This is a genomic window from Pseudomonas sp. GW822-FHT03F04, from assembly GCF_058801405.1.
Map to the genome: position 1 here is coordinate 315,282 of NZ_JBXANF010000003.1, position 25,132 is coordinate 340,413.

The 25,132-nt window shown below is 61.4% G+C and carries 20 protein-coding genes; 4 read left to right on the forward strand and 16 right to left on the reverse strand.

Annotation, left to right across the window (positions count from 1 at the left end):
- The first annotated feature begins 14 nt into the window (after window positions 1-14).
- Entirely contained in the window at window positions 15-458 is a 444-nt protein-coding gene (locus AC1RMX_RS08060; RefSeq protein WP_096819909.1) for an excinuclease, read from the forward strand.
- A gap of 209 nt (window positions 459-667) precedes the next feature.
- Here the strand turns inward: AC1RMX_RS08060 and AC1RMX_RS08065 are convergent, their stop codons facing one another.
- Window positions 668-1,051, reverse strand: coding sequence for a type II toxin-antitoxin system PemK/MazF family toxin (locus tag AC1RMX_RS08065; protein ID WP_085611128.1), 384 nt, complete (start codon window positions 1,049-1,051; stop codon window positions 668-670).
- Window positions 1,052-1,263: 212 nt separating this feature from the next.
- Here AC1RMX_RS08065 and AC1RMX_RS08070 point away from each other — a divergent pair, with 212 nt between their 5' ends.
- Window positions 1,264-1,701 carry an excinuclease gene (locus AC1RMX_RS08070; protein WP_493071394.1) on the forward strand — a complete coding sequence of 146 codons (438 nt, stop codon included), beginning with the start codon at window positions 1,264-1,266 and terminating at the stop codon, window positions 1,699-1,701.
- Here AC1RMX_RS08070 and AC1RMX_RS08075 read toward each other — a convergent pair whose 3' ends face one another.
- Entirely contained in the window at window positions 1,702-2,598 is an 897-nt protein-coding gene (locus tag AC1RMX_RS08075; protein ID WP_039766450.1) for a LysR family transcriptional regulator, read from the reverse strand. It lies immediately after the preceding gene.
- A 118-nt stretch (window positions 2,599-2,716) separates the two neighbouring features.
- On the opposite strand from AC1RMX_RS08075, the gene AC1RMX_RS08080 reads away from it, so the two are divergent.
- Window positions 2,717-3,991: an MFS transporter gene (locus tag AC1RMX_RS08080; RefSeq protein WP_096819912.1), complete on the forward strand. Its 1,275-nt coding sequence runs from the start codon at window positions 2,717-2,719 to the stop codon at window positions 3,989-3,991.
- 56 nt (window positions 3,992-4,047) lie between these two features.
- Here the strand turns inward: AC1RMX_RS08080 and hemE are convergent, their stop codons facing one another.
- The 11 genes from hemE to AC1RMX_RS08135 all read right to left on the reverse strand — a co-directional run bounded on the left by hemE (window position 4,048) and on the right by AC1RMX_RS08135 (window position 19,792).
- Window positions 4,048-5,115 (reverse strand): uroporphyrinogen decarboxylase, encoded by a 1,068-nt coding sequence (gene hemE / locus AC1RMX_RS08085; RefSeq protein WP_493071396.1) that lies wholly within the window; start codon window positions 5,113-5,115, stop codon window positions 4,048-4,050.
- A 190-nt stretch (window positions 5,116-5,305) separates the two neighbouring features.
- A complete protein-coding gene (locus tag AC1RMX_RS08090) occupies window positions 5,306-6,724 on the reverse strand; it encodes an FAD-dependent oxidoreductase (RefSeq protein WP_007909438.1) in 1,419 nt (472 codons plus the stop codon).
- A gap of 33 nt (window positions 6,725-6,757) precedes the next feature.
- Window positions 6,758-11,203 (reverse strand): glutamate synthase large subunit, encoded by a 4,446-nt coding sequence (gltB, locus tag AC1RMX_RS08095; RefSeq protein ID WP_493071398.1) that lies wholly within the window; start codon window positions 11,201-11,203, stop codon window positions 6,758-6,760.
- A 350-nt stretch (window positions 11,204-11,553) separates the two neighbouring features.
- Complete coding sequence (locus AC1RMX_RS08100; protein WP_096819914.1) at window positions 11,554-13,152, reverse strand: AAA family ATPase; 1,599 nt, start codon at window positions 13,150-13,152, stop codon at window positions 11,554-11,556.
- A gap of 10 nt (window positions 13,153-13,162) precedes the next feature.
- A complete protein-coding gene (aroB, locus tag AC1RMX_RS08105) occupies window positions 13,163-14,263 on the reverse strand; it encodes a 3-dehydroquinate synthase (RefSeq protein ID WP_493071400.1) in 1,101 nt (366 codons plus the stop codon).
- A gap of 142 nt (window positions 14,264-14,405) precedes the next feature.
- Complete coding sequence (aroK, locus tag AC1RMX_RS08110; RefSeq protein WP_045121685.1) at window positions 14,406-14,924, reverse strand: shikimate kinase AroK; 519 nt, start codon at window positions 14,922-14,924, stop codon at window positions 14,406-14,408.
- Window positions 14,925-14,928: 4 nt separating this feature from the next.
- Complete coding sequence (locus tag AC1RMX_RS08115; protein ID WP_493071402.1) at window positions 14,929-17,007, reverse strand: type IV pilus secretin PilQ; 2,079 nt, start codon at window positions 17,005-17,007, stop codon at window positions 14,929-14,931.
- 13 nt (window positions 17,008-17,020) lie between these two features.
- Complete coding sequence (locus AC1RMX_RS08120) at window positions 17,021-17,545, reverse strand: pilus assembly protein PilP (protein ID WP_096819917.1); 525 nt, start codon at window positions 17,543-17,545, stop codon at window positions 17,021-17,023.
- Complete coding sequence (pilO, locus tag AC1RMX_RS08125; RefSeq protein ID WP_102620203.1) at window positions 17,542-18,165, reverse strand: type 4a pilus biogenesis protein PilO; 624 nt, start codon at window positions 18,163-18,165, stop codon at window positions 17,542-17,544. The genes AC1RMX_RS08120 and pilO overlap by 4 nt, the downstream gene beginning before the upstream one ends.
- On the reverse strand, window positions 18,162-18,728 hold the full coding sequence (locus AC1RMX_RS08130) for a PilN domain-containing protein (RefSeq protein ID WP_192559571.1): 567 nt from the start codon (window positions 18,726-18,728) through the stop codon (window positions 18,162-18,164). The genes pilO and AC1RMX_RS08130 overlap by 4 nt, the downstream gene beginning before the upstream one ends.
- Window positions 18,728-19,792 carry a pilus assembly protein PilM gene (locus tag AC1RMX_RS08135; RefSeq protein WP_102620205.1) on the reverse strand — a complete coding sequence of 355 codons (1,065 nt, stop codon included), beginning with the start codon at window positions 19,790-19,792 and terminating at the stop codon, window positions 18,728-18,730. Before AC1RMX_RS08135 ends, AC1RMX_RS08130 begins: the two co-directional genes overlap by 1 nt.
- Window positions 19,793-20,011: 219 nt before the next feature.
- On the opposite strand from AC1RMX_RS08135, the gene AC1RMX_RS08140 reads away from it, so the two are divergent.
- On the forward strand, window positions 20,012-22,456 hold the full coding sequence (locus AC1RMX_RS08140; protein WP_371858309.1) for a penicillin-binding protein 1A: 2,445 nt from the start codon (window positions 20,012-20,014) through the stop codon (window positions 22,454-22,456).
- Between the two features lie 170 nt (window positions 22,457-22,626).
- On the opposite strand, the gene AC1RMX_RS08145 is transcribed toward AC1RMX_RS08140, so the two are convergent.
- From AC1RMX_RS08145 to rpmE, 3 genes are all read right to left on the reverse strand, one after another.
- A complete protein-coding gene (locus tag AC1RMX_RS08145; protein ID WP_096819922.1) occupies window positions 22,627-23,895 on the reverse strand; it encodes a malic enzyme-like NAD(P)-binding protein in 1,269 nt (422 codons plus the stop codon).
- Between the two features lie 183 nt (window positions 23,896-24,078).
- Entirely contained in the window at window positions 24,079-24,861 is a 783-nt protein-coding gene (locus tag AC1RMX_RS08150) for a thermonuclease family protein (RefSeq protein WP_493071405.1), read from the reverse strand.
- Window positions 24,862-24,902: 41 nt separating this feature from the next.
- A complete protein-coding gene (gene rpmE / locus AC1RMX_RS08155; RefSeq protein ID WP_007975586.1) occupies window positions 24,903-25,121 on the reverse strand; it encodes a 50S ribosomal protein L31 in 219 nt (72 codons plus the stop codon).
- Window positions 25,122-25,132 lie beyond the last annotated feature (11 nt).

Consider the following 25,132-nt stretch of genomic DNA (forward strand, 5'->3'; position numbering starts at 1 on the left):
TCAAGGAGACCTCCATGCGTTTGAACAAACTCGCGGCCGCCACCCTGCTGCTCTGCACGTTGCCCGCCGTCAGCCACGCCCGTGACACGGCGGTTTACCTGCCGTTCGACAAAGCGGTCGCCGAAGCAACCCGCACCGGCAAGATCGACGGCAGCGTGAAGTTCTATCTGGCGGGCAACGCCCCGGCCGGCAAAGTCACCGTGGTCAGCAGCGGCGCGGTGACCAACAAGAAGACCAACGCCTTCAACAAGTCCGATGAAGTGGCCTGCGAATGGGTCGTGCAATCGGCCATCATCAGCCTGCACCAGGCCGCGAAAAGCGCCGGCGCCAACGCCGTGACCAACATCGTCAGCTTCTACAAGAGCAACGAGCGCAAGGATGCGAAGAACTACGAGTGCCACGCGGGCGCGATCATGGCTGGCGTTGCCTTGAAGGGTGATCTGGCGACGGTTCAGTAACCGCCGGAAACGACAAAGGGCGCCTTTCGGCGCCCTTTCACAAACAGGTTGGCTTGTCATCACCTCTCACCTGCCTGGCTCTGCGATGGCTGGTTGCCCAGGATCCTCAGAGTCTCACAAGCCCCTTTCGGGAACGCGGGCAGTATTGCCTGAAACTGCATGTGGAGCAACGGCTGGCATTTGGCTTCGATGCGCCACTTCAGCTGCCATCACAGCCCCAACGCCCGTCTGACCGCGGTTTTGATCGCGTGAAATTCGTCTGTTGCAAGATGTGAGATCAGGTAGATGCGCTTGCCTTGCCGATCCCGGCTTTTGATCCGATCAAGCCGCGAAAGGCTGACCGTGGCAATCATGTCGCACTTTGCCCAACAGGTCGGGCTGGCTCCCTGAAGGTGGCTTGCAAGTTCAAGATGATGCCCGAGCAAGCAATCAGGGGCGGTGGTACTCAACGGCACTACTGTCACCAGCAGGCTGTTGGTTCGATGTTTGCGGATCACAACAACAGGTCTGACTTTGACCATCTCGGGAATTTCATAACCCCTGAAATCGCAAATCAAAACGCTGCCCTCCTTAGGCTGGTATCGAAGTGGCATCCGTGACACTCGTTTGAAAAAGAACTGATTTTGCGCAACTACGGCCATATTCCCTACGACAGTTCCGTTACTCGAAATGTACGGAGCCAAGCCAACCAAATCCATGCACACAACTACACTGGCTCAAACAGGCCGACACACAGCGTCTGCCGGAACGGCGAGCCCGGTCGGTCGAGCACTCGCGGTTTTCTTTCACCGTCAAGGAGATGACCATGCAAGCAAAAGCCCTGATCGCCGCCGCCCTTTTCAGCCTGCTCCCCAGCGCCAGCCATGCCACCAACCTGATGTACATGCCGTTCGAAACCGTGCTGTCGGATGCGATTCGTGCGGGGCGGCTGGATGGCAGTGTGAAGTTCTACCTGATCGGCAATGGACCACTGGGGACTCAGCGGATGTTGCAGCGCGGGGTCGTCAGCGATCTGAAGACCAACGGCTTCAACAAGAGCGATCACGACTCCTGCGAGTGGGTGTTGCAGTCGAATCTGATTGCGCTGCAGACCCAGGCCAAACGCGTCGGGGCTAACGCGGTGACCAATATCGTCAGCTACTACGATCAGCATGTGCGCAAGGATCTGAACACTTACGAATGTCGGGCCGGGGTGTTCGTGACGCGGGTGGCGTTGAAGGGTGACCTGGTGCGACTGCCCTGATCAACCGGCTTCGACCTTGCGCGTGAGCAGCTCGACGAACGCCTTGGCCATCGGCGATTTCTGATCCTTGCGCTGCACCAGCCACACCGCCGTCACCGCTTCGGGATCGAGCAACGGCCGATAGACCACGCCGTCGATGCGCATCCGCTGATACGAGGCCGGCATGACCGACACGCCCAGGCCCGCCGCCACCAGGCCGATGATCGTCATCGCCTCCCCCGCCTCCTGTGCAAAGTGCGGGCTGAAACCGGCGTCACGGGCCAGGCTGATCAGTTGCGAGTAAAGACCGCTGCCGTAGCTGCGCGGGAAGAACACGAACGGCTCCAGAGCCAGCGCCGAAAGAAACAGACCTTCCTCGCTGCCCTGGGCCAGCGGATGTTTGGAGCTGAGCACCGCCACCAAAGGCTCGCGCATCAGTTCGACCACGCTAAGCGAATCCGGCAGGCCCAGGGGGCGCATGATGCCGACCTCGATCGATTCGTCCACCAATGCGTCGGCCACCATGGTGCTGCTCATCTCCCGCAGATTCAGGTGCACGGCCGGGAAACGCTGGCGGAAGGAAAAAATCGCCTGGGGAATGGTCGAGTTGAACGGTGCCGACGAGGTGAAACCGATCTTCAACTCACCGAGCTCACCCAATTGCGCGCGCCGCGCCACGTCCGCCGCTTTGTCGACCTGAGCCAGCACCAACCGCGCCTCTTCCAGGAACAGTCGCCCGGCCTCGCTGAGCTCGACCCGACGATTGGTACGCTCGAACAGCCGTGCGCCGACTTCCTGCTCCAGCGCCTGAATCTGCTGGCTCAGCGGTGGCTGGGAGATGCCCAGCACCTGTGCGGCGCGGCCGAAGTGCAGTTCTTCGGCGACGGCGATGAAGTAGCGCAAGTGACGCAATTCCATGGAAACCCCATTAGGTCGTGAAAGCTATCAAACAGGTCGAACAATATATTGGATAGAAACATTAGCCAGCTATATGATTTTTTCATTGCCTGCCTGCCCGCGCCCTCCGAGGTCTGATGTGAAAACCGCCGTCGCTCCACTGGCCCATGAAGTCCCGCCCGCTGCGGCGGACGATGTGCTGACCGAACTGCAAGAAATCTACATCGAGAAAGGCACGCCCGCGTTCATGCGCACGGTGCTCGCGCTGTTCAGCGGCGGCTTCGCGACGTTTGCCCTGCTGTACTGCGTGCAGCCGATGATGCCGCTGCTGTCCCAGGAATATTCGATCAACGCGGCGCAGAGCAGCCTGATCCTGTCGGTGGCCACCGGCATGTTGGCCTTCGGTCTGCTGATCACCGGGCCGATTTCCGATCGGGTCGGGCGCAAACCGGTGATGGTCGCCGCTCTGTTTGCCGCAGCCCTGTGCACCATCGCCAGTTCGATGATGCCGAGCTGGCACGGCGTGCTGATCATGCGGGCGCTGATCGGGTTGTCGTTGAGCGGTCTGGCGGCGGTTGCAATGACTTACCTCAGCGAGGAAATCCATCCGCAGCACATCGGTCTGGCGATGGGCCTGTACATCGGCGGCAACGCGATTGGCGGGATGAGCGGGCGCTTGATCACCGGCGTACTGATCGACTTCGTCAGCTGGCACACGGCGATGCTGGTGATCGGCGGTCTGGCGCTGATCGCGGCAGCGGTGTTCTGGAAGATCCTGCCGGAGTCGCGCAACTTCCGCTCCCGCTCGCTGCATCCGCGCAGCCTGCTCGACGGCTTCACCATGCACTTTCGCGATGCCGGCCTGCCGCTGCTGTTCCTTGAGGCGTTCGTGCTGATGGGCGCGTTCGTCACCCTGTTCAACTACATCGGCTACCGCCTGCTGGCCGAGCCGTATCACCTGGATCAGGTGTTTGTGGGGTTGTTGTCGGTGGTCTACCTGTCGGGCATCTACAGCTCGGCAAAAATCGGTTCACTGGCCGACAAACTGGGCCGCCGCAAAGTCCTGTGGGCAACCATCGCCCTGATGTTCGCCGGCCTCGCCCTGACGATGTTTACACCGCTGCCTCTGGTGATCATCGGCATGCTGATCTTCACCTTCGGCTTCTTCGCCGCACACTCGGTGGCCAGCAGCTGGATCGGCCGTCGGGCGCTCAAAGCCAAGGGCCAGGCGTCGTCGTTGTACCTGTTCAGCTATTACGCCGGGTCGAGCATCGCCGGGACGGCGGGCGGAGTGTTCTGGCACATGGCGGGATGGAACGGGATAGGCCTGTTCATTGGCGCATTGTTGCTGGTGGCGCTGCTGGTGGCGTTGAAGCTGGCGAAGTTGCCACCGCTGGGCGGCGTCAAAGCCTGATTCACACCCATAAAAAAACGCCCGGCATAAGCCGGGCGTTTTTTATTGAGGCACGATCACTCGTGGTACTGCGCCGACAACTCGTGCACCGCGCGCAGGAACGCGCCAGCGTGTTCCGGATCGACCTCAGGCGTGATGCCGTGGCCGAGGTTGAACACGTGGCCGCTGCCCTTGCCGTAGCTGGCGAGGATGCGTCCGACTTCGGTGCGGATCGCTTCCGGCTTGGCATACAGCACGGTCGGGTCCATGTTGCCTTGCAGTGCGACCTTATCGCCAACGCGGGCGCGGGCGTTGCCGATGTCGCAGGTCCAGTCCAGGCCCAGTGCGTCGGCGCCAGCGTCGGCGATGCTTTCCAGCCACAGGCCGCCGTTCTTGGTGAAGAGGATCACCGGCACCTTGCGACCGTTGTGCTCGCGGATCAGGCCGCTGACGATTTTCTTCATGTAGGCCAGGGAGAATTCCTGATATGCCGCCGCCGACAGGTTGCCGCCCCAGGTATCGAAAATCTGCACCGCTTGCGCACCGGCCTGGATCTGGCCGTTCAGGTACGAGGTCACCGACTGCGCCAGCTTGTCCAGCAGCAGGTGCATGGCTTGCGGGTTGTCGTAGAGCATCGCCTTGGTCTTGCGGAAGTCTTTCGACGAGCCGCCTTCGACCATGTAAGTAGCGAGGGTCCATGGGCTGCCGGAGAAACCGATCAGCGGCACACGGCCGTTCAGTTCGCGGCGGATGGTGCTGACCGCGTCCATCACGTAGCCGAGGTCTTTGTGCGGATCCGGGATCGGCAGGGCTTCGATGTCTGCCAGGGTGCTGACGACTTTCTTGAAGCGCGGACCTTCACCGGTCTCGAAGTACAGGCCCTGGCCCATGGCATCGGGAATGGTGAGGATGTCGGAGAACAGGATCGCCGCGTCCAGTTGCGGATAGCGGTCGAGAGGTTGCAGCGTGACTTCGCAGGCGAATTCCGGATTCATGCACAGGCTCATGAAATCACCGGCCTGGGCGCGGCTGGCGCGGTATTCCGGCAGGTAGCGGCCGGCCTGGCGCATCATCCACACAGGGGTGACGTCTACGGGTTGCTTGAGCAGGGCGCGGAGGAAACGGTCGTTCTTCAGGGCAGTCATGTCGGCATCCGGAAAAAAAGTGCGGGCATTTTCTCAGAGCGCGACGCAAAAGGCACGGTTGCAGGTCAGCCTTTTGTCTATCGGGTCAATTTGTCGCAATGATTTCGTGGATTTCAGCAACACCCTGAAAACAATGTGGGAGCTGGCAAGCCAGCTCCCACAGGTATTGCGGTGCAGTTTCGAACCGGGTTTAGACGCCCAGGTAATCCAGGATCCCTTCCGCCGCATTGCGACCTTCGAAGATCGCCGTCACCACCAGGTCGGAACCGCGCACCATGTCGCCACCGGCGAAAATTTTCGGGTTGCTGGTCTGGTGCTTGTATTGACCTTGCTCAGGCGCAACGACGCGGCCCTGGCTGTCGGTCTGGATCTCGAACTGTTCGAACCACGGCGCCGGGCTCGGGCGGAAACCGAACGCGATGACCACGGCGTCGGCCGGGATGATCTCTTCGGAACCCGGGATCGGCTCGGGGCTGCGACGGCCACGGGCGTCCGGTTCGCCGAGACGGGTCTCGACCACTTTCACGCCTTCGACCTTGTCTTCGCCGACGATGGCGATCGGCTGGCGGTTGTAGAGGAATTTCACGCCTTCTTCCTTGGCGTTCTTCACCTCTTTGCGCGAGCCGGGCATGTTCGCTTCGTCACGACGATAAGCACAGGTTACCGACTTGGCGCCCTGGCGGATCGACGTGCGGTTGCAGTCCATCGCCGTGTCGCCGCCGCCCAGCACCACAACCTTCTTGCCTTTCATGTCGACGAAATCTTCCGGCGACTTTTCAAAGCCCAGGTTGCGATTGACGTTGGCAATCAGGAAATCCAGCGCGTCATAAACGCCCGGCAGATCCTCACCGGCAAAACCGCCCTTCATGTAGGTGTAGGTGCCCATGCCCATGAACACGGCATCGTATTCGGCGAGCAGTTGCTCCATGGTCACGTCCTTGCCGACCTCGGTGTTGAGGCGAAATTCGATGCCCATGCCGGTGAAGACTTCGCGGCGATTGCTCAGCACGGTCTTCTCAAGTTTGAACTCGGGGATGCCGAAGGTCAGCAGACCGCCGATTTCCGGGTTCTTGTCGAACACCACCGGGGTCACGCCGCCACGCACCAGCACGTCGGCACAACCGAGGCCCGCCGGGCCTGCACCGATGATCGCGACACGCTTGCCGGTCGGCTTGACCTTGGACATGTCCGGGCGCCAGCCCATGGCGAACGCGGTGTCGGTGATGTACTTCTCGACCGAACCGATGGTCACCGCGCCGAAGCCGTCGTTGAGGGTGCAGGCACCCTCGCACAGACGATCCTGCGGGCACACCCGGCCGCAGACTTCCGGCAGGGTGTTGGTCTGGTGCGACAGCTCGGCGGCCTGGAGGATGTTGCCCTCGGCCACCAGTTTCAGCCAGTTCGGAATGAAGTTGTGCACCGGGCACTTCCATTCGCAATACGGGTTGCCGCAACCCAGGCAGCGGTGGGCCTGGTCGGCCGACTGCTGGGGTTTGAACGGTTCGTAGATTTCCACGAACTCTTTCTTGCGTTGACGCAACAGTTTCTTCTTCGGATCTTTGCGCCCGACGTCGATGAACTGGAAGTCGTTATTCAGACGTTCAGCCATTGTTAAAACCTCATCAAACTCTTCAGGCGCATATCACTGCGGGTTGGCACGGGTGCTGGAAAGCAACGACTTCAGGTTGGCAGCCTTCGGCTTGACCAGCCAGAAACGACGCAAGTAGTCATCGAGGTTCTCGGCGAGTTCACGACCCCACTCGCTGTCGGTTTCCGCGACGTACTCGTTCAGCACGTTCTGCAGGTGGCTGCGATAGGCTTCCATCGCCTCGCCGCTGATCCGCTGGATTTCCACCAGTTCGTGGTTGACCCGGTCAACGAAGGTGTTGTCCTGGTCGAGCACGTAGGCGAAGCCGCCGGTCATGCCTGAGCCGAAGTTGTAACCGGTCTTGCCCAGGACGCAGACGAAACCACCGGTCATGTACTCGCAGCAGTGATCGCCAGTGCCTTCCACGACCGTGTGGGCACCGGAGTTGCGCACGGCGAAACGCTCGCCTGCGGTGCCGGCGGCGAACAGCTTGCCGCCAGTGGCGCCGTACAGGCAGGTGTTGCCGATGATGGCGCTGTTCTGAGTCTGATAAGCGCTGCCCTTCGGCGGCACGATGACCAGTTTGCCGCCGGTCATGCCTTTGCCGACGTAGTCGTTGGCGTCGCCTTCCAGGTACATGTTCAGACCGCCGGCGTTCCACACGCCGAAGCTCTGACCCGCAGTGCCCTTGAAGCGGAAGGTGACTGGCGCCTTGGCCATGCCCTGATTGCCATGCTTGCGGGCGATTTCGCCGGAGATCCGCGCGCCGATCGAACGGTCGCAGTTGCAGATGTCCAGTTCGAACTCGGCGCCGCTGAGGTCGTTGATCGCCGACGTCGCCATCTCGACCATTTTCTCGGCCAGCAGGCCCTGGTCGAATGGCGGGTTGCGCTCGACGCCGCAGAACTGAGGCTTGTCCGCCGGGATGTGATCGCTGCCCAGCAGCGGGGTCAGATCCAGGTGATGCTGCTTGGCGGTCTGGCCTTCGAGGATTTCCAGCAGATCAGTGCGGCCGATCAGCTCTTCGAGGGAACGCACGCCCAGCTTGGCCAGCCACTCACGGGTTTCTTCGGCGACGTAGGTGAAGAAGTTCACCACCATGTCGACGGTGCCGATGTAGTGATCCTTGCGCAGCTTCTCGTTCTGAGTCGCAACGCCGGTGGCGCAGTTGTTCAGGTGGCAGATACGCAGGTATTTGCAGCCCAGCGCGATCATCGGCGCGGTACCGAAGCCGAAGCTTTCGGCGCCGAGGATGGCCGCCTTGATCACGTCGAGACCGGTTTTCAGGCCGCCGTCGGTCTGCACCCGGACCTTGCCGCGCAGGTCGTTGCCGCGCAGGGTCTGGTGGGTTTCGGCCAGGCCGAGTTCCCACGGTGCGCCAGCGTATTTGATCGAGGTCAGCGGCGAAGCACCGGTGCCACCGTCGTAGCCGGAGATGGTGATCAAGTCCGCATAGGCCTTGGCCACACCGGCGGCGATGGTGCCGACGCCCGCTTCAGCCACAAGCTTCACCGAAACCAGCGCCTTCGGGTTGACCTGTTTCAGGTCGAAGATCAACTGCGACAAGTCTTCGATCGAATAGATGTCGTGGTGCGGCGGTGGCGAAATCAGGGTCACGCCCGGCACTGCGTAACGCAGCTTGGCGATCAGCCCGTTCACTTTACCGCCCGGCAGTTGCCCGCCCTCGCCCGGCTTGGCGCCCTGGGCGACCTTGATCTGCAGCACTTCGGCGTTGACCAGGTATTCCGGGGTCACGCCGAAACGACCGGTCGCAACCTGCTTGATTTTCGAGCTCTTGATGGTGCCGTAACGTGCCGGGTCTTCGCCGCCTTCGCCGGAGTTGGAACGCGCACCGAGGCGGTTCATGGCTTCGGCCAGGGCTTCATGAGCTTCCGGCGACAGGGCGCCCAGCGAGATACCGGCGGAGTCGAAGCGCTTGAGCACCGATTCCAGCGGCTCGACTTCACTGATGTCCAGCGGCGTGTCGAGGGTCTTGACCTTGAACAGGTCGCGGATCATTGACACCGGACGGTTGTCCACCAGCGAGGTGTATTCCTTGAACTTGGCGTAGTCGCCCTGCTGCACGGCGGCTTGCAGGGTGTTGACCACGTCCGGGTTGTACGCGTGGTATTCGCCACCGTGGACGAACTTCAGCAGGCCGCCCTGCTGGATCGGCTTGCGCGGACTCCAGGCTTCGGTGGCCAGTGCTTTCTGCTCGGCTTCGATGTCGACGAAACGCGCGCCCTTGATGCGGCTCGGCACGCCACGGAAGCTCAGCTCGCAAACTTCTTCGGACAGACCAATGGCTTCGAACAGCTGCGCACCGCGATAGGACGCAATGGTCGAGATGCCCATCTTCGACAGGATCTTCAACAGGCCTTTGGTGATGCCTTTGCGGTAGTTCTTGAACACCTCGTAGAGGTCGCCCAGGACTTCACCGGTACGGATCAGGTCGCCCAGCACTTCGTAGGCCAGGAACGGATAGACCGCCGAGGCGCCGAAGCCGATCAGCACCGCGAAGTGATGCGGATCGCGGGCGGTTGCGGTTTCAACGAGGATGTTGGAATCGCAGCGCAGGCCTTTTTCGGTCAGGCGGTGGTGTACCGCGCCGGTAGCCATCGAGGCGTGGATCGGCAGCTTGCCCGGCGCGATATGGCGGTCGCTCAGAACGATCTGGGTACGACCGGCGCGCACGGCTTCTTCAGCCTGATCGGCGACGTTGCGGATCGCCGCTTCGAGGCCGACGCTTTCGTCGTAGTTGAGGTCGATGATCTGCCGCTCGAAACCCGGGCGGTCGAGGTTCATCAGCGAGCGCCACTTGGCCGGGGAAATGACCGGCGAGCTGAGGATCACGCGCGAAGCGTGTTCCGGCGATTCCTGGAAGATGTTGCGTTCGGCACCGAGGCAGATTTCCAGCGACATCACGATCGCTTCACGCAGCGGGTCGATCGGCGGGTTGGTCACCTGCGCGAACTGCTGACGGAAATAGTCGTATGGCGTGCGCACACGCTGGGACAGCACGGCCATCGGCGTGTCGTCGCCCATCGAGCCGACGGCTTCGTAGCCTTGCTCGCCGAGCGGACGCAGTACCTGATCGCGCTCTTCGAACGTGACCTGATACATCTTCATGTATTGCTTGAGCTGATCGACGTCGTAGAAAGCCGAACCGTGATCGTTGTCTTCCATGGTCGCCTGGATGCGCAGGGCATTCTTGCGCAGCCATTGCTTGTACGGATGACGGGATTTCAGACGGTTGTCGATCGCGTCGGTGTCGAGGATCTGACCGGTTTCGGTGTCCACGGCGAGGATCTGGCCAGGACCGACGCGGCCCTTGGCGATCACGTCCTGCGGCTGGTAGTTCCAGACGCCGATTTCCGAAGCGACAGTGATGAAACCATTGGTGGTGGTGACCCAGCGCGCCGGGCGCAGACCGTTACGGTCGAGCAGGCACACCGCGTAACGACCATCGGTCATCACCACGCCGGCCGGGCCGTCCCACGGCTCCATGTGCATCGAGTTGTACTCGTAGAACGCACGCAGATCCGGGTCCATGGTTTCGACGTTCTGCCACGCAGGCGGAATGATCATCCGCACGCCACGGAACAGGTCGATGCCACCGGTGACCATCAGTTCGAGCATGTTGTCCATGCTCGAGGAGTCGGAACCGACACGGTTCACCAGCGGGCCGAGTTCTTCCAGATCCATCAGATCGTTGCTGAACTTGGTGCGACGGGCCTGAGCCCAGTTGCGGTTACCGGTGATGGTGTTGATCTCGCCGTTGTGAGCGAGGAAGCGGAATGGCTGAGCCAGCGGCCATTTCGGCAGGGTGTTGGTGGAGAAGCGCTGGTGGAACACGCAGATCGCGGTTTGCAGGCGCTGGTCACCCAGATCCGGATAGAACGCGGCCAGGTCGGCCGGCATCATCAGGCCTTTATAGATGATGGTCTTGTGGGAAAAGCTGCAGATGTAGTGGTCGGTGTCAGCGGCGTTGGCCACGGACGAACGACGACGTGCGCTGAACAGCTTGACCGCCATGTCCTGATCGCTCAGGCCTTCGCCGCCGATGTACACCTGCTCGATCTGCGGCAGGCGCTCAAGGGCGAGGCGGCCGAGGACGCTGGTGTCGATGGGCACTTTGCGCCAGCCGATCAGTTGCAGGCCTTCGGCCAGGATCTCGCGGTTCATGTTCTCGCGAGCGGCTTCGGCCTTGGCCGGATCCTGGTTGAAGAAGACCATGCCCACGGCATATTGCTTGGGCAGCTCGACGCTGAAGGCTTCCTGGGCAATCGCGCGCAGGAAGGCGTCAGGCTTTTGAATCAGCAGACCGCAACCGTCACCGGTCTTGCCGTCGGCATTAATCCCACCGCGGTGGGTCATGCAGGTCAGGGCCTCAATGGCCGTTTGCAATAGGGTATGACTGGGTTCGCCCTGCATATGGGCTATCAGGCCGAAACCGCAGTTATCCTTGAATTCATCTGGTTGGTACAGACCTGCTTTCATAGACACTTTCTCACCAGGCTGCCTCTTTTCGAGGCAAATTTCTTTTCAATTCAACCACTTGCATCTCGCGCCGAACGTACGCCGGCTTAGCGGGGGCAAAAGGGTGGTCATTGTACACAGCGACACAGAGGCTCACAAATTTGACGACGAAATTTCGCAAATTCATGTCGCATTTGTGAAAGGTTTAAAGCGATCTGCTGTGCTAGTCAAAACTTTTTTAATTTTGACCGCAACGACTCAAAGACTACTGTGACGCAGACACCACAAGGCACGCGACCCGTAAGGGCGGCGCGCACTTGTAGAAATTTTGAGGTGCTTGGAGAGGCGGCCTGGGTAAGGCCGCCGAATCTTCAGCGAGTTGTTGCCAGTTCCTGTTGGACGCTGGCGACAGTGCGAGGCCAAGGTTTACCAGCCTGAACCTTCGCTGGCAAGGCCTTGATGGCAGAAACGGCCGCATCACGATTGGCAAAGCTGCCATAGGTGATCACGTAGAGCGGCTTGCCGTTGAGGACTTTCTTGAAATAACGGTACTCGCCGCCCTGCTCCTTGACGAAGCTTTGTGCGGCAGCTTCAGAGCTGGTGCCGAGGATCTGCACCACGTAGTTGCCCGGCGCCTGGCCGGCGTACCAGCTGCCGCCAGCGGCTTTGGCGACGGTGACCGGCTTCTCGGCGGCTTTCTCGGCCGGTTTGGCCGCTGCTACAGGCTTGGCCGGCGCTGGAGCAGGCTTGGCGACTGGCGCGGCTGGAGCAGGCACTGGCTTGGCCGTGGCAACCTGAGTCGGTGCCGGTGTCGGTTTGGCCGCAGGGACCGGAACCGGCGTCGGCGCTGGACCGGCCGGCACACCGACAGGCGGCGCAGTAGTGGTCACGGTTGGCGGCGTATTGCTGGAACCTTCCAGCGGCACACCGTCGTCACCCTCGGTAATCCCGCCCGCCGCTTCGGCCAATGGCTTGCGCATGACCGGTTGCGAATTGCCGACCAGCGGCAACGGCATCGGCTGGGTGTTACCGGCGAACTCCACGTTCGGTGCGCCACCCTGGCCCAATGGCAGCTGTGCCTGTTCATTGGCCGGTGCGCCGGTGGTTGGCGCCTTGTTGCGACCAGGCATCAGCCAGGCGGCAGCGACCGCCACCACGACGACGGCGGAAATCGCCAATACGTGTTTCTTCGGCATGTTGAACCCCATACTTGGACGCTTGACCGCAGAGCGGCTGGCAATCATGACTTCGATCAGAGCATCGCGAGCGACCTGGTTGATGTTGCCCGGCCAGCCCTCGGAGCTTTCGTGAATATCAGAGATCTGATCCGCGGTGAAAAGTTCGACGCCACGGCCCGCGCCTTCGAGCCGCTGGTCGAGATATTCGCGGGTTTCTTCTTCGGTGTATGGCTGCAATTCGATGACGTGGAAGCGCTCTTCCTCAAGGTGCAGCGCCTCAAGCTGAGCAATCAGCGACGACTCACCGAACAGGAACACATGCGGACGGCCTTCCGGTGCGCCGGCACCCAAAGCCATAAGGGCTTCGAGGGCGGACTCGTCGAGCTGCTCGGCATCGTCCACCAGCAGATAGACTTCCTGGCCGGTCAGCGCCAACTGTACGACCTGATCGAGGATCGCTCCGACATCGGCCTGGGCCACGTCCAGCGCCTGGGCGACCTGACGCAGCACACCGGCCGCATCGCCGGCGCCACGGGCGGAGACGACAACACTCTGAACCGACTGCTTGTTGGTGCTGGCAACCAGCGCCTGGCGCAGCAACGTCTTGCCGCTGCCCTGAGGGCCGGTGACCACCAGCAGCAACTGGCTGTAACGCGCCAGGTGGTGCAGTTGACCCAGCACCGGTTTGCGCTGGGCCGGGAAGAATTTGAAGCCCGGGACCCGTGGAGCGAAAGGGTCATGACTTAACTGGAAATGGCCGAGGAACGCCTCGTCGGCATGCAAACTAGTCATCGGAATCTTATTAACCTTTAAGCTGAGCCAGAGCGCGGTAATCCGCTCCCAGCGTGGCCTGTAGAACCTCTTTCGGATAATCGTCGGTCACTACCGCTTCGCCCATCCGGCGCAGCAGCACCAGGCGCAAACGACCGTCGATCACTTTTTTGTCAATTGCCATGTGTTCGAGAAAATCGGCTTCGGTCATCTCTGTCGGCGGCACCACCGGCAGGCCGGCACGCTGGAACAGACGAATCCCGCGATCGCGCTCCTGCTCGCTGATCCAGCCCAGGCGCGCGGACATTTCCAGCGCCATCACGGTGCCAGCGGCAACCGCTTCGCCATGCAACCAGACACCATAGCCCATGTGGGTTTCGATAGCGTGGCCGAAGGTGTGCCCGAGGTTGAGCGTGGCGCGCACGCCGGTTTCTTTCTCATCGGCGCCGACCACCGCCGCCTTGGCCGCGCAGGAGCGCTCGATGGCATAGGTCAGGGCTTTCTGATCCAGCGCGCGCAGGGCGTCGACGTTGTCTTCGAGCCAGGTCAGGAACGGCTCGTCGCAGATCAGGCCGTACTTGATGACTTCCGCCAGGCCTGCCGACAGCTCGCGCGCTGGCAGGGTTTTCAGGGACGCCGTATCGATCAGCACCACGTTCGGCTGATAGAAGGCGCCGACCATGTTCTTGCCCAGCGGGTGGTTGATCCCGGTCTTGCCGCCCACCGACGAATCGACCTGGGACAGCAGCGTGGTAGGAATCTGGATGAAATCGACACCGCGCTGGTAGCAGGCGGCTGCAAAACCGGCCATGTCGCCGATCACACCGCCACCAAGGGCGATGACGGTGGTACGACGATCATGCCGAGCAGTCAGCAGACCATCGAAGATCAGTTGCAGGGTTTCCCAGTTCTTGAAGGCTTCGCCGTCCGGCAGCACCACGGAAACCACCGAGAATTGCGCCAGGCTGCGGGTCAGACGCTCGAGATAGAGCGGCGCAACAGTCTCGTTGGAGATGATTGCCACTTGCCGCCCGTGGATGTGCGGAGCCAGCAATTCAGGCTGATCCAACAGTCCTTCGCCAATATGAATCGGGTAGCTGCGCTCGCCTAGATCGACCTTGAGTGTCTGCATGTGTCCCCACAGTGAAGATGGAAGCAGGCGTCCTGCCTTGAATTATCGGATGTCCCCGGTCTTGAGTGATGTGACGCCGCTTGCATGCGATCGGCCACAACCCTCGACAGGACGCCGAGGATAGCGCATTTCGAGCGGCGCTTTAACGGGGCGGAAGCTGCTGCAGGCGGTCGAGAATATCGAGCACGACCATGCGTGGTGGCCGCTCGTCGGTTTCCACCACCAGATCGGCGATTTCCCGATAAAGCGGATCACGGATCGCCAGCAGGTCGCGCAAGGTTTTCTCGGGATTGGCCGTGCGCAGCAGCGGCCGGTTGCGGTCGCGGGAGGTGCGGCCGACCTGCTGCTCGACGGAGGCGTGCAGATACACCACCCGTCCGCCCTCATGCAGGGCCTTGCGGTTGGCATCGCGCATCACCGCGCCGCCGCCCGTCGCCAGCACCACGCCGTCGAACGCGCACAGCTCGGCGATCATCGCCTGCTCACGATCACGAAAACCGGGCTCGCCTTCCTTGTCGAAGATCCACGGGATATTGGCGCCCGTACGCAGTTCAATTTCCTTGTCGGAATCCTTGAACGGCAGGCGCAGCTCTTTGGCCAGTAATCGGCCGATGGTGCTTTTTCCAGCCCCCATCGGTCCTACAAGAATCAAATTTCGCACAGAATCAACGACTCACAGCAATCGCCTGGTTATTCATGATACGCGGAGTGAGGAATACCAGCAGCTCGGATTTTTTCTCCGAAACCACATCACGCCGGAAAAGGCGGCCAAGATACGGCACATCGCCAAGAAATGGCACCTTATCTACGACCTTGCTTTGAGTATTTGAGAAAACCCCGCCAATCACGATGGTCTCGCCGTCGTTCACCAGCACCTTGGCATTGACCTCGTTTTTCTTGATCGGCGGTACATCCTGCACTTTGTTCAGGTAGTCCGGTTCGTCCTTGGTGACCTTCACCTCCATGATGATGCGGTTGTCCGGAGTGATCTGCGGCGTGACCTCCAGCGACAGCGAGGCCTCCTTGAAAGACACCGACGTAGCGCCGCTGGAGCTGGCTTCCTGATACGGAATTTCGGTGCCCTTGAGGATCTTCGCGGTCTCCTTGTCGGAGGTCACGACCTTGGGCTGCGAGACGATTTCACCGTTGCCGGTCTTCTCCATCGCCGTCAGCTCAAGGTCCAACAAGACGTTGTCGGTGATGAACGCAATGCCGATCCCGGACGTGTTGTTGACCGTGCCCATGTCGACGAACGGTGAGTTGGTGCTGGTGCTCCCCGGTGTACCGATGGTGGTCGACGAGCCGTTGCTGACCCCGGAAGTATTCCAGTTGCCCTTGTTCTGGATCGATCCGCCCCAGCGCACGCCCAGGCTTTTGTCGTAATCGACGTTGGCTTCGACGATCCGCGCCTCGATCATCACCTGACGCACCGGGATATCCAGTTGCGCCACGATCCGCCGCAGCTCGTCGAGGCGATCCTGGGTCTGGTAGGCGATGATGTTGTTGGTGCGCTCATCGACGGTGATCGAACCCCGTTCGTCGACTTTGGCCTCGGCGCTGGTGACCGACTGGAACAGCTTGGCGATGTCCGCAGCCTTGGCGTAGTTCACTTGCAGCAGCTCTCGGCGCAGCGGCGCCAGTTCGGCGATCTGTTTCTGCGATTCCAGTTCCTGCCGCTCACGGGCGGCGATTTCATCTGCCGGCGCCACCAGCAACACGTTGCCGACCTTGCGCTTGTCCAGGCCTTTGGTCTTGAGCACCAGATCCAGCGCCTGGTCCCATGGCACGTTTTGCAGGCGCAAGGTGATCCCGCCCTGCACCGTGTCGCTGGCCACCAGGTTGAGGTTGGTGAAATCGGCGATCAGTTGCAGCACCGAACGCACATCGATGTCCTGGAAATTCAACGAAAGCTTTTCACCGCTGTAGCTGTTGCGGTCGGCGTTGCGCTTTTGCAGGTCATCGACGGTCAACGGCCGGATGCTCACGGTCAGCTTGTTGTCGGTCTGGTAAGTGGAATAGTCGAAGGTGCCGCTGGGCTCGACGGTGATGGTCGCGCGATCTCCGCTGACGCCGGCATTGACGAACTGCACCGGGGTGGCGAAATCCTTGACGTCGAGGCGTACCCGCAACGGCTCGGGCAATTGGGTGCGGGCAAAATTGAGGATGATCTTGCCGTCATGCTCCTGGATGTCCGGCGCAATGGTCGGGTCGGACAGGTCGATGACGACATTGCCCTCACCCGCCGTGCCACGCTGGAAATCCACGCCACGAATGGCCTTGGCCGTCGGCACAAACGTCCGGGCCGGGGCGGCCACCGGCGTGGCGCGCGGAGCCTTGGTGGCAGGTCGCGGCGCAGTAACTTTGCTGCCCTGCCCAACCACCACGAACAGCGTGTTCCCCTCGACCCGGGCGTCATACGGCGCCAGCTGCGTCAGATTGATGATCAACCGGGTACGGTCGTTGGCCTCGACCACGGTGGCAGTGCGCGCATTTCCGCTACCGAGGTCGCGAGTCTTGCTCGCGAGCTGGCTGGCCACTCCCGGCAGATCCAGAGCAATCCGCGCAGGCGAATCGGTGGTGTAGCCCTTGGGCTGTGGCGGTGGGCCGTCGAACGACAGCTTCAACTCGACGCGATCGCCCGGCAGCGCCGCAACGTCCAGCGTCTTCAGATTGGCCGCTTGAACCATCGGCGACAGCAGCGCTATCCATAGCGAAAAACCGAGGGTGGAGAAAATCCTGTTCATTGTTCGACTTCCACTATGAGTGCTCTTTCAAAGGAATGGTGCGCGGCCGCTCCAGCCAGGCGCCTTCGCCATCGGGAACGATTTCGACCACATCGACCTGGGAGGCGCTGATCGCGACGATGCGCCCGTCGTTGCGCCCCAGGTAATCGCCGACTTTCAGCCGATGCACCCCGCCCGCCCCGCGCAGCAGCGCAAAGGAGCCGGAGGCATTGGCAATCGTGCCGACCATCTCGAATTGCTCGATGTTGAAACCTTCGAGGTACTGCTTGACCCGGTTCGGGTCCGGCTTGACGTTGCGCGAACCATGCTGCTGCCCGGCCAGATCGACCCGCACCTGACGCGAGAACGGGCTGCGCAGGCTGGCGGCGCTGTAGGTGAACGTCGGGTAGGAACGGAAGGTCGGCGTCGGCTCGATCTTGCCCGGCGGTCGCAGGCGCACTTCATTCATGTAGGCGTCGAGATCGCTGAAGTCGTTGCCGCCGCAACCGCTCAAGCCCAGCGTCAAGGTCGACAATAGAAGGAAACGGATCGGGCTCATTTTTGCAGCCCCTTGTCGTTGTAGCGGTACGTCTTGGCGAGGATGCTCATGCGCAACTTCGTCCCGCCTTCCGGGTTGGCCGGCGCCAGCTCGAAGTCGTGCAGGGTCACGATACGTGGCAATCCGGCCACACCGCTGACGAAGGTGGCGAGGTCGTGATACGCGCCTGTGACGGTGATCTGGATCGGCAATTCGATGTAGAACTGCTGCGTCACCTCCGGCAACAGCTTGATCTCCTCGAATTCAAGACCGCTGCCCAGACCGGTGCGCGTGATGTCTTCCAGCAGCCCCGGCACTTCGGTGTCGCTGGGCAATTGCCGCAGCAGGACGCCGAACGAGTTCTCCATTTCCTTCATCTGCTGGGTGTACAGCTCGAGATTGGCCGCCAGGTGTGCCTTGCTGGTGAACTGTTCCTTGAGCGTGGCTTCCTCCGTACGCTTGAGCTCAAGCTGGTTTTCCATGTCACTGACGAAAAAGTTGTAGCCCAGCGCCAGGACCAGGATCATCAACAGCGCCCCGGCCAGGCCTTTGACGGCCGGCGGCCAGGAGCCGATGTTGCTGGTATCCAGGTCGTTGAAATCGATATTGCGCAGGCTTGCGAACCATTCGGACGGTTTCATTGATCGTCCTCCAGGTTCTTGGGCCGGGTTTGACGGACGGTCAGTTGAAAGACGTTGGCCTGATCCAGTTGCCCGGCCGTGGTCGCCTTGACCTCGTTCAGGCTCGGCGCATCGAACCAGTCGGATGCATCGAGATTGCGCATCAGGTCGGACACTCGATTGTTCGACTCCGCCGCACCGCTGATCGACAGGGTTTTGCCGACCATTTTCACGCTGGTGAAATACACCCCGTCAGGCAGGGTGCGTGCCAGTTGATCGAAAATCCGCCCGCTGACCTGCCGGTTGGCCTGCAGGTCCTGGATGATGCGCATCCGCTCCACCAATTGCTGGCGACGCGCCTTGAGCTCGCTGATCTGCTTGATCCGCTCATCGACCACGGCGATCTGTTTGCCGATGTAATCGTTGCGCGTCTGCTGCCGCTCAATGGCGGTGCTGAAGATCTGCGCAGCAATGAAGACCGCGCCGACCGAACCGACCACCACGCCCGTCAGGGCCAGCAGGAAGCGTTTGCGTCGTTCTTCGCGGCGCTCCTCACGCCAGGGTAAAAGGTTGATCCGCGCCATCAGTCGAAACTCCTGAGCGCGAGCCCGCAGGCAATCATCAGGGCCGGCGCATCACTGGCCAGGGCCCCGGCGTTGACCTTGCTGCTCAAGGCCATGTCGGAAAACGGATTGGCGACCTGGGTCGGCGTGCCCAGGCGCTCTTCGATCAGCCGATCCAGCCCGGGCACCGACGCCGTGCCACCGGCCAGCAGAATATGGTCGACCGCGTTGTACTGGCCGGAGGCGAAGAAGAATTGCAGGGAACGCGAGACCTGCTGCACCAGCGCCTCGCGAAAGGGCTGCAGGACTTCGCTGACATAATCGTCCGGCAGACCGCCCTGCTTTTTGGCCAGCCCGGCCTGCTCAATGGTCAGGCCATAACGGCGCTGGATTTCCTCGGTCAGCTGGCGTCCGCCAAACAGTTGCTCGCGGGTGTAGATGATCCGGCCGTTGTGCAGGACGCTGAGGGTGGTCATGGTGGCGCCGATATCGACCACCGCAACGGTCAGGCGCTCCTGGGAAGCCGCCAACTGCATGGCCAGCAAGCCGAACGAGCGCTCAAGCGCATACGCCTCGACATCCACCACCCGCGCAGTCAGGCCGGCGAGGGCCAGTGCCGCCTCGCGGACTTCGACGTTTTCCTTGCGACAGGCGGCCAGCAGCACATTGACCCGTTCGGGGTTGCGCGGTGAAACGCCCTGAACTTCGAAGTCGATGGCAACTTCGTCCAGCGGATAGGGGATGTATTGATCGGCCTCGATCCTGAGCTGGTTTTCCAGCTCGTCGTCGGACAGCCCGGCGTCCATTTCGATGACCTTGGTGATGACCGCCGAGCCGGCCACCGCCACCGCCACGCTCTTGAGCCCGGTACGCGCCTTGACCAGCACCCGGGACAAGGCGTGCCCGACGCCTTCGAGTTCGGCGATGTTCTTCTCGACCACGGCGTTGGCCGGCAACGGCTCCACCGCGTACGCCTCGACCCGGTAGCGCTCACCCTGACGGCTCAGCTCCAGCAGCTTCACCGAAGTGGAGCTGATGTCGATCCCCAGTAACGTGTTGGTCTTTTTGTTGAAGAGTCCTAGCACTACCAATTCCCTATGACTATCCGTGAGTTACGGACTCTGTAATGCGCATTGCGTTCCCTCGCCCCGTCTTGACAGAAGCGCAAATGACGCCCCCAGCGGAAAAGTGCTTATAATGCCCAGCGATTTTTTCCGCTTTTTACTGCCGGCGCGGGCCGTTCTGTGTGTTTCCGGAACCCTGTCGCCCAATTCATTCTTTGCCCTGGATGTCCAAAAGCCTTGATTCGTCTGCTGAAATTCTTCGGTTGGTCCATCGTCGCCGTTTTCTGCGGACTGCTTTTAGGTCTCAGCGGCGCGTTTCTTTACCTTAGTCCGGGTTTGCCATCTGTGGAGGCGCTGAGAAGCATTCAGTTGCAGATTCCGCTCCGGGTGTACAGCAGCGACAACAAGTTGATCGCAGAATTTGGCGAAATGCGCCGCACGCCGATCCGTTTCGCCGACATTCCCCCCAATTTCATCAATGCGTTACTAAGTGCTGAAGACGACAACTTCGCCAACCACTATGGCGTCGATCCGAGCAGCCTGATGCGTGCCGCAACCCAACTGGTCAAAAGCGGACACATCCAGTCCGGCGGCAGCACCATCACCATGCAGGTGGCGAAGAACTTCTTCCTGACCAGCGAACGCAGCTTCTCGCGCAAGACCACGGAAATCCTCCTGGCCCTGCAGATCGAACGGCAGCTGACCAAGGACGAGATCCTCGAGCTGTACGTGAACAAGATTTATCTGGGCAACCGCGCCTACGGCATCGAGGCGGCGGCGCAGGTGTATTACGGCAAGTCGATCCGTGAGGTCAGCCTGGCGCAGATGGCGATGATCGCCGGCCTGCCGAAAGCCCCGTCGCGCTTCAACCCGCTGGCCAACCCGGCGCGCAGCAAGGAGCGTCGCGACTGGATCCTCGGGCGCATGTACAAGCTCGGCAAGATCACCGAGGCCGACTACACCGCCGCCATCAACGAGCCGTTGAACGCCAGCTATCACGTGCCAACCCCGGAAGTGAACGCGCCGTACATCGCCGAGATGGCCCGCGCCGAAATGGTCGGCCGCTACGGCAGCGACGCCTATACCGAAGGTTTCCGCGTCACCACCACGGTGCCGAGCAACCTTCAGGAAATGGCCAACACCGCGCTGCACGAAGGTTTGATGACCTACGACCAGCGTCACGGCTACCGTGGCCCTGAATCGCGTCTGCCGGGCAAGACCCATGAAGCCTGGGCCACCGAACTGACCAAGCAGCGCACCATCAGCAGCCTCGAGCCAGCCATCGTCACCCAGGTCGACAAGAACGGTCTGCAAGTGCTGACCCGCACCGGCGAAGAGCACGTGGCGTGGGACACCATGAAATGGGCCCGTCCGTTCCTCAATACCAACAGCATGGGCGCCGCGCCGCGTCAGCCATCGGATGTCGCGCAGGTCGGCGACCTGGTGCGCGTGCAGCGCCAGCCGAACAATTCGCTGAAGTTCAGCCAGATTCCACAGGCCCAGGGCGCGCTGGTGTCGCTGGATCCGCAAAACGGCGCGATCCGTTCGCTGGTCGGCGGTTTCGCCTTCGAGCAGAGCAACTACAACCGCGCAATGCAGGCCAAGCGTCAGCCGGGCTCGAGCTTCAAGCCGTTCGTCTACAGCGCCGCGCTGGATAACGGCTACACCGCCGCCAGCCTGGTCAACGACGCACCGATCGTGTTCGTCGACGAGTACCTGGACAAGGTCTGGCGTCCGAAGAACGACACCAACACCTTCCTCGGCCCGATCCGTCTGCGTGAGGCGCTGTACAAGTCGCGTAACCTGGTTTCGATCCGCTTGCTGCAGGCGATGGGCGTAGGCAAGACCATCGACTACATCACCCGCTTCGGCTTCAACAAACAGGACCTGCCGCCTAACCTGTCCCTGGCGCTGGGCACCGCGACCCTGACGCCAATGGAAATCGCCACCGGCTGGAGCACCTTCGCCAACGGCGGTTTCAAGATCACCCCGTACATCATCGACAAGATCGAAAGCCGCAATGGCGACACGCTGTTTGTCGCCAACCCGCCGACAGTACCGCAGGGCGGCGCAGCCACCGACGGCATCGCGGCACCGGCGACCCAATCGATCACCGTCAACGCAGCGCCGATTCCGGGTGAAGCGCCGGGCAGTGCCGCAATGCCGCAAGTGCCGGCAGTCGCCGAGCGCATCGTCGATGGTCGCACCACCTACATCCTCAACAGCATGCTGCAGGACGTGATCAAGCTCGGCACCGGTCGTCGTGCACTGGCCATGGGTCGCAGCGACATCGCGGGTAAAACCGGTACCACCAACGAATCCAAGGATGCGTGGTTCTCCGGTTACAACGCCGATTACGTGACCACGGTCTGGACCGGTTTCGACCAGCCGGAAAGCCTTGGTCGCCGGGAGTTCGGCGGCACCGTAGCGCTGCCAATCTGGATGAACTACATGAGCGCCGCACTCAAGGACAAGCCGCCGCATGTCCAGCCAGAGCCGGAAGGCATCCTCAGCCTGCGGGTGGACCCGGTCAGCGGCCGCGCGGCCACACCGAGCACACCGGGCGCCTACTTCGAGCTGTTCAAGGCCGAAGACACGCCGCCGTCGGTCAACGAGATCGGCAACGGTACCGCGCCGGGCAGCCCGCTGCCGGCGGATGAACAGGCGCCGATCGATTTGTTCTGATCCCGATCCTGATCCGCCAAAAAGCCCCGCCTTCGTGAGAAGTGCGGGGCTTTTTTATTGCCTTCAGGATTGGTGCTGGATGAACCGGCCACACCCGACACAAAACCCTCAGGCACAAAAAAGCCCCGACTCTCACGAGCCGGGGCTTTCGGTTGAAGCGCTACAACGACTTAGCCGTTGAACACGTCATCCACGCTTTTCAGCGGGTAGTGCTTCGGATACGGCAGGGTGGCCACACCGGTCTCGATCGCGGCCTTGGCCACGGCGTCGGAGATCAGGGTGATCAGGCGCTTGTCCATTGGCTTCGGAATGATGTACTCACGACCGAATTCCAGCTTGATGCCGCCGTAGGCGTCGCAAACTTCCTGTGGAACCGGCAGTTTGGCCAGTTCACGCAGGGCGTTGGCAGCAGCCACTTTCATTTCTTCGTTGATGCGCTTGGCGCGAACGTCCAAGGCACCACGGAAGATGAACGGGAAGCCCAGCACGTTGTTGACCTGGTTCGGGTAGTCCGAACGGCCGGTGGCCATGATCACGTCGTTACGGGTGGCGTGGGCCAGTTCCGGGGAGATTTCCGGATCCGGGTTGGAGCACGCGAACACGATCGGGTTGGCCGCCATGCGCTTGAGTTGCTCGGCGCTCAGCAGGTTCGGGCCCGACAGGCCGACGAATACGTCAGCGCCTTCGATGGCGTCGTCCAGCGTGCGTTTCTCGGTAGCGTGAGCAAACACAGCCTTGTACTGGTTCAGGTCGTCACGGCCAGCGTGGATCACGCCGGTACGGTCGATCATGAAGATGTTCTCGACCTTGGCGCCCATGCTCACCAGCAATTTCATGCAGGAGATAGCGGCAGCGCCGGCGCCCAGGCAGACGATCTTGGCTTCGCCGAGGGTTTTGCCAGCGATTTCCAGGGCGTTGATCATGCCCGCAGCGGTCACGATCGCGGTGCCGTGCTGGTCATCGTGGAACACCGGAATGTCGCACTGCTCGATCAGAGCGCGTTCGATCTCAAAGCACTCAGGCGCCTTGATGTCTTCCAGGTTGATGCCACCGAAGGTGATGGAAATGCGTTTTACGGTGTCGATGAAGGCTTGCGGGCTTTCGGAATCGACTTCGATGTCGAACACGTCGATGCCGGCGAAGCGCTTGAACAGCACGCCTTTACCTTCCATCACTGGCTTGGAAGCCAGTGGGCCGAGGTTACCCAGGCCCAGAATCGCGGTGCCATCGGAAATGACTGCAACCAGGTTGCCCTTGCCGGTGTACTTGTAGGCCAGTTCAGGATCGCGAGCGATCTCGCGCACTGGTTCAGCTACGCCGGGGCTGTAGGCCAGCGACAGGTCGCGGGCGGTAGCAGTGGCCTTGGTGAGCTCGACACTCAGCTTTCCTGGACGAGGATGGGCGTGATATTCGAGAGCGGCAGTTTTCAGATCAGACATTTTGGCATTCCGCTTTTTACTGTTGGACAGACTGGTCAGCGAGGATACGCGCCTCGCAAAGTCCCCACAAGACTGCCCGGTCACCCCTGTCAAGCGCCCTGCCCTACGACTTTGGGCCAAGAGCCACGGCGCACAAGGGCTTGACTGTTCACAATCGACAGAAAAAATGTCTACAATTTTTCTTCAGCGAGACGATTGCAACATCGAAGGATCGGTCAGCGGCAACAACCAGCGGGCCTGACCCGGTTTCAATCCGCCCCGTCGCGAACGGTCGACCACCCAGCCTCGGGCCTCGATCTGCCTGCCCTTCAGCGCTAGCAACGAAGCGTCATCGAAACGATCCAGCAGATTGGGTGCAACGCGCAGTACAAGCTTGTCCTGCAATTCGATCCAGATTCCGCCGCGATTGCGCTGAACCTTGCTCACACGACCGCTGACCACGGCGAAACCCGATCGCTCGATCTGCTCCGCTTTCAGTACAGGTGAGCGCTTCCACAGGCCAAGACCGGCCTGCCGTGCACGTCGTTCGGCAGCCTGCTGGCAATCGACAAGATCGACATTCGGCGCCACCGCGACCTGGAAACCGAGGCCATCGGCGAGCATTTGCGCTTCGAGATTGTCACCCTTGGCGCTGAAAACATGGGCCAGGGTCCGGCCGTAATGATCCTTGGACTCGGCGCCGAGCTGCAGGCCAACCCGACCGTCGCCCTCCGCGACCAATGCTTCGAGGCGCTTGCGCGCCGCTGCCGCGAATGGCTCGTCACTGCGACCCTGCTTGCCGAGCTCAGGGGTGTTGAGCCCGATCATCCGCACGCTGCGCCCGTCGCTCAGGCGCAAGGTGTCGCCGTCGACCACGCGCTGCACGGAGACGCTGGTCAGGCCGGCGGGAGCAGGGCAGAAGGCCTGGGCGCCGGACAGCCAAATCGCGGACACAAAAAAGGCGCCCGCAAGGGACGCCTTTTTCATCAGACCGGAAAAACCTTTGAGGCTTTCCAGAATGAAGGGCCTTAGGCCTTTTTCGCGCCGAAAGCACCGAAACGGTCGGCGAACTTCTGAACGCGACCACCGGTGTCCAGAGTCTTCTGCTTACCGGTGTAGAACGGGTGGCACTCGTTGCAAACGTCGATCGCCAGGGCTTTGCCGAAGGTCGAACGGGTTTCGAACTTGTTGCCGCAGCTGCAGGTAACAGCAACTGCTGGGTATTCTGGATGGATATCAGCTTTCATGGTGTCTTCCT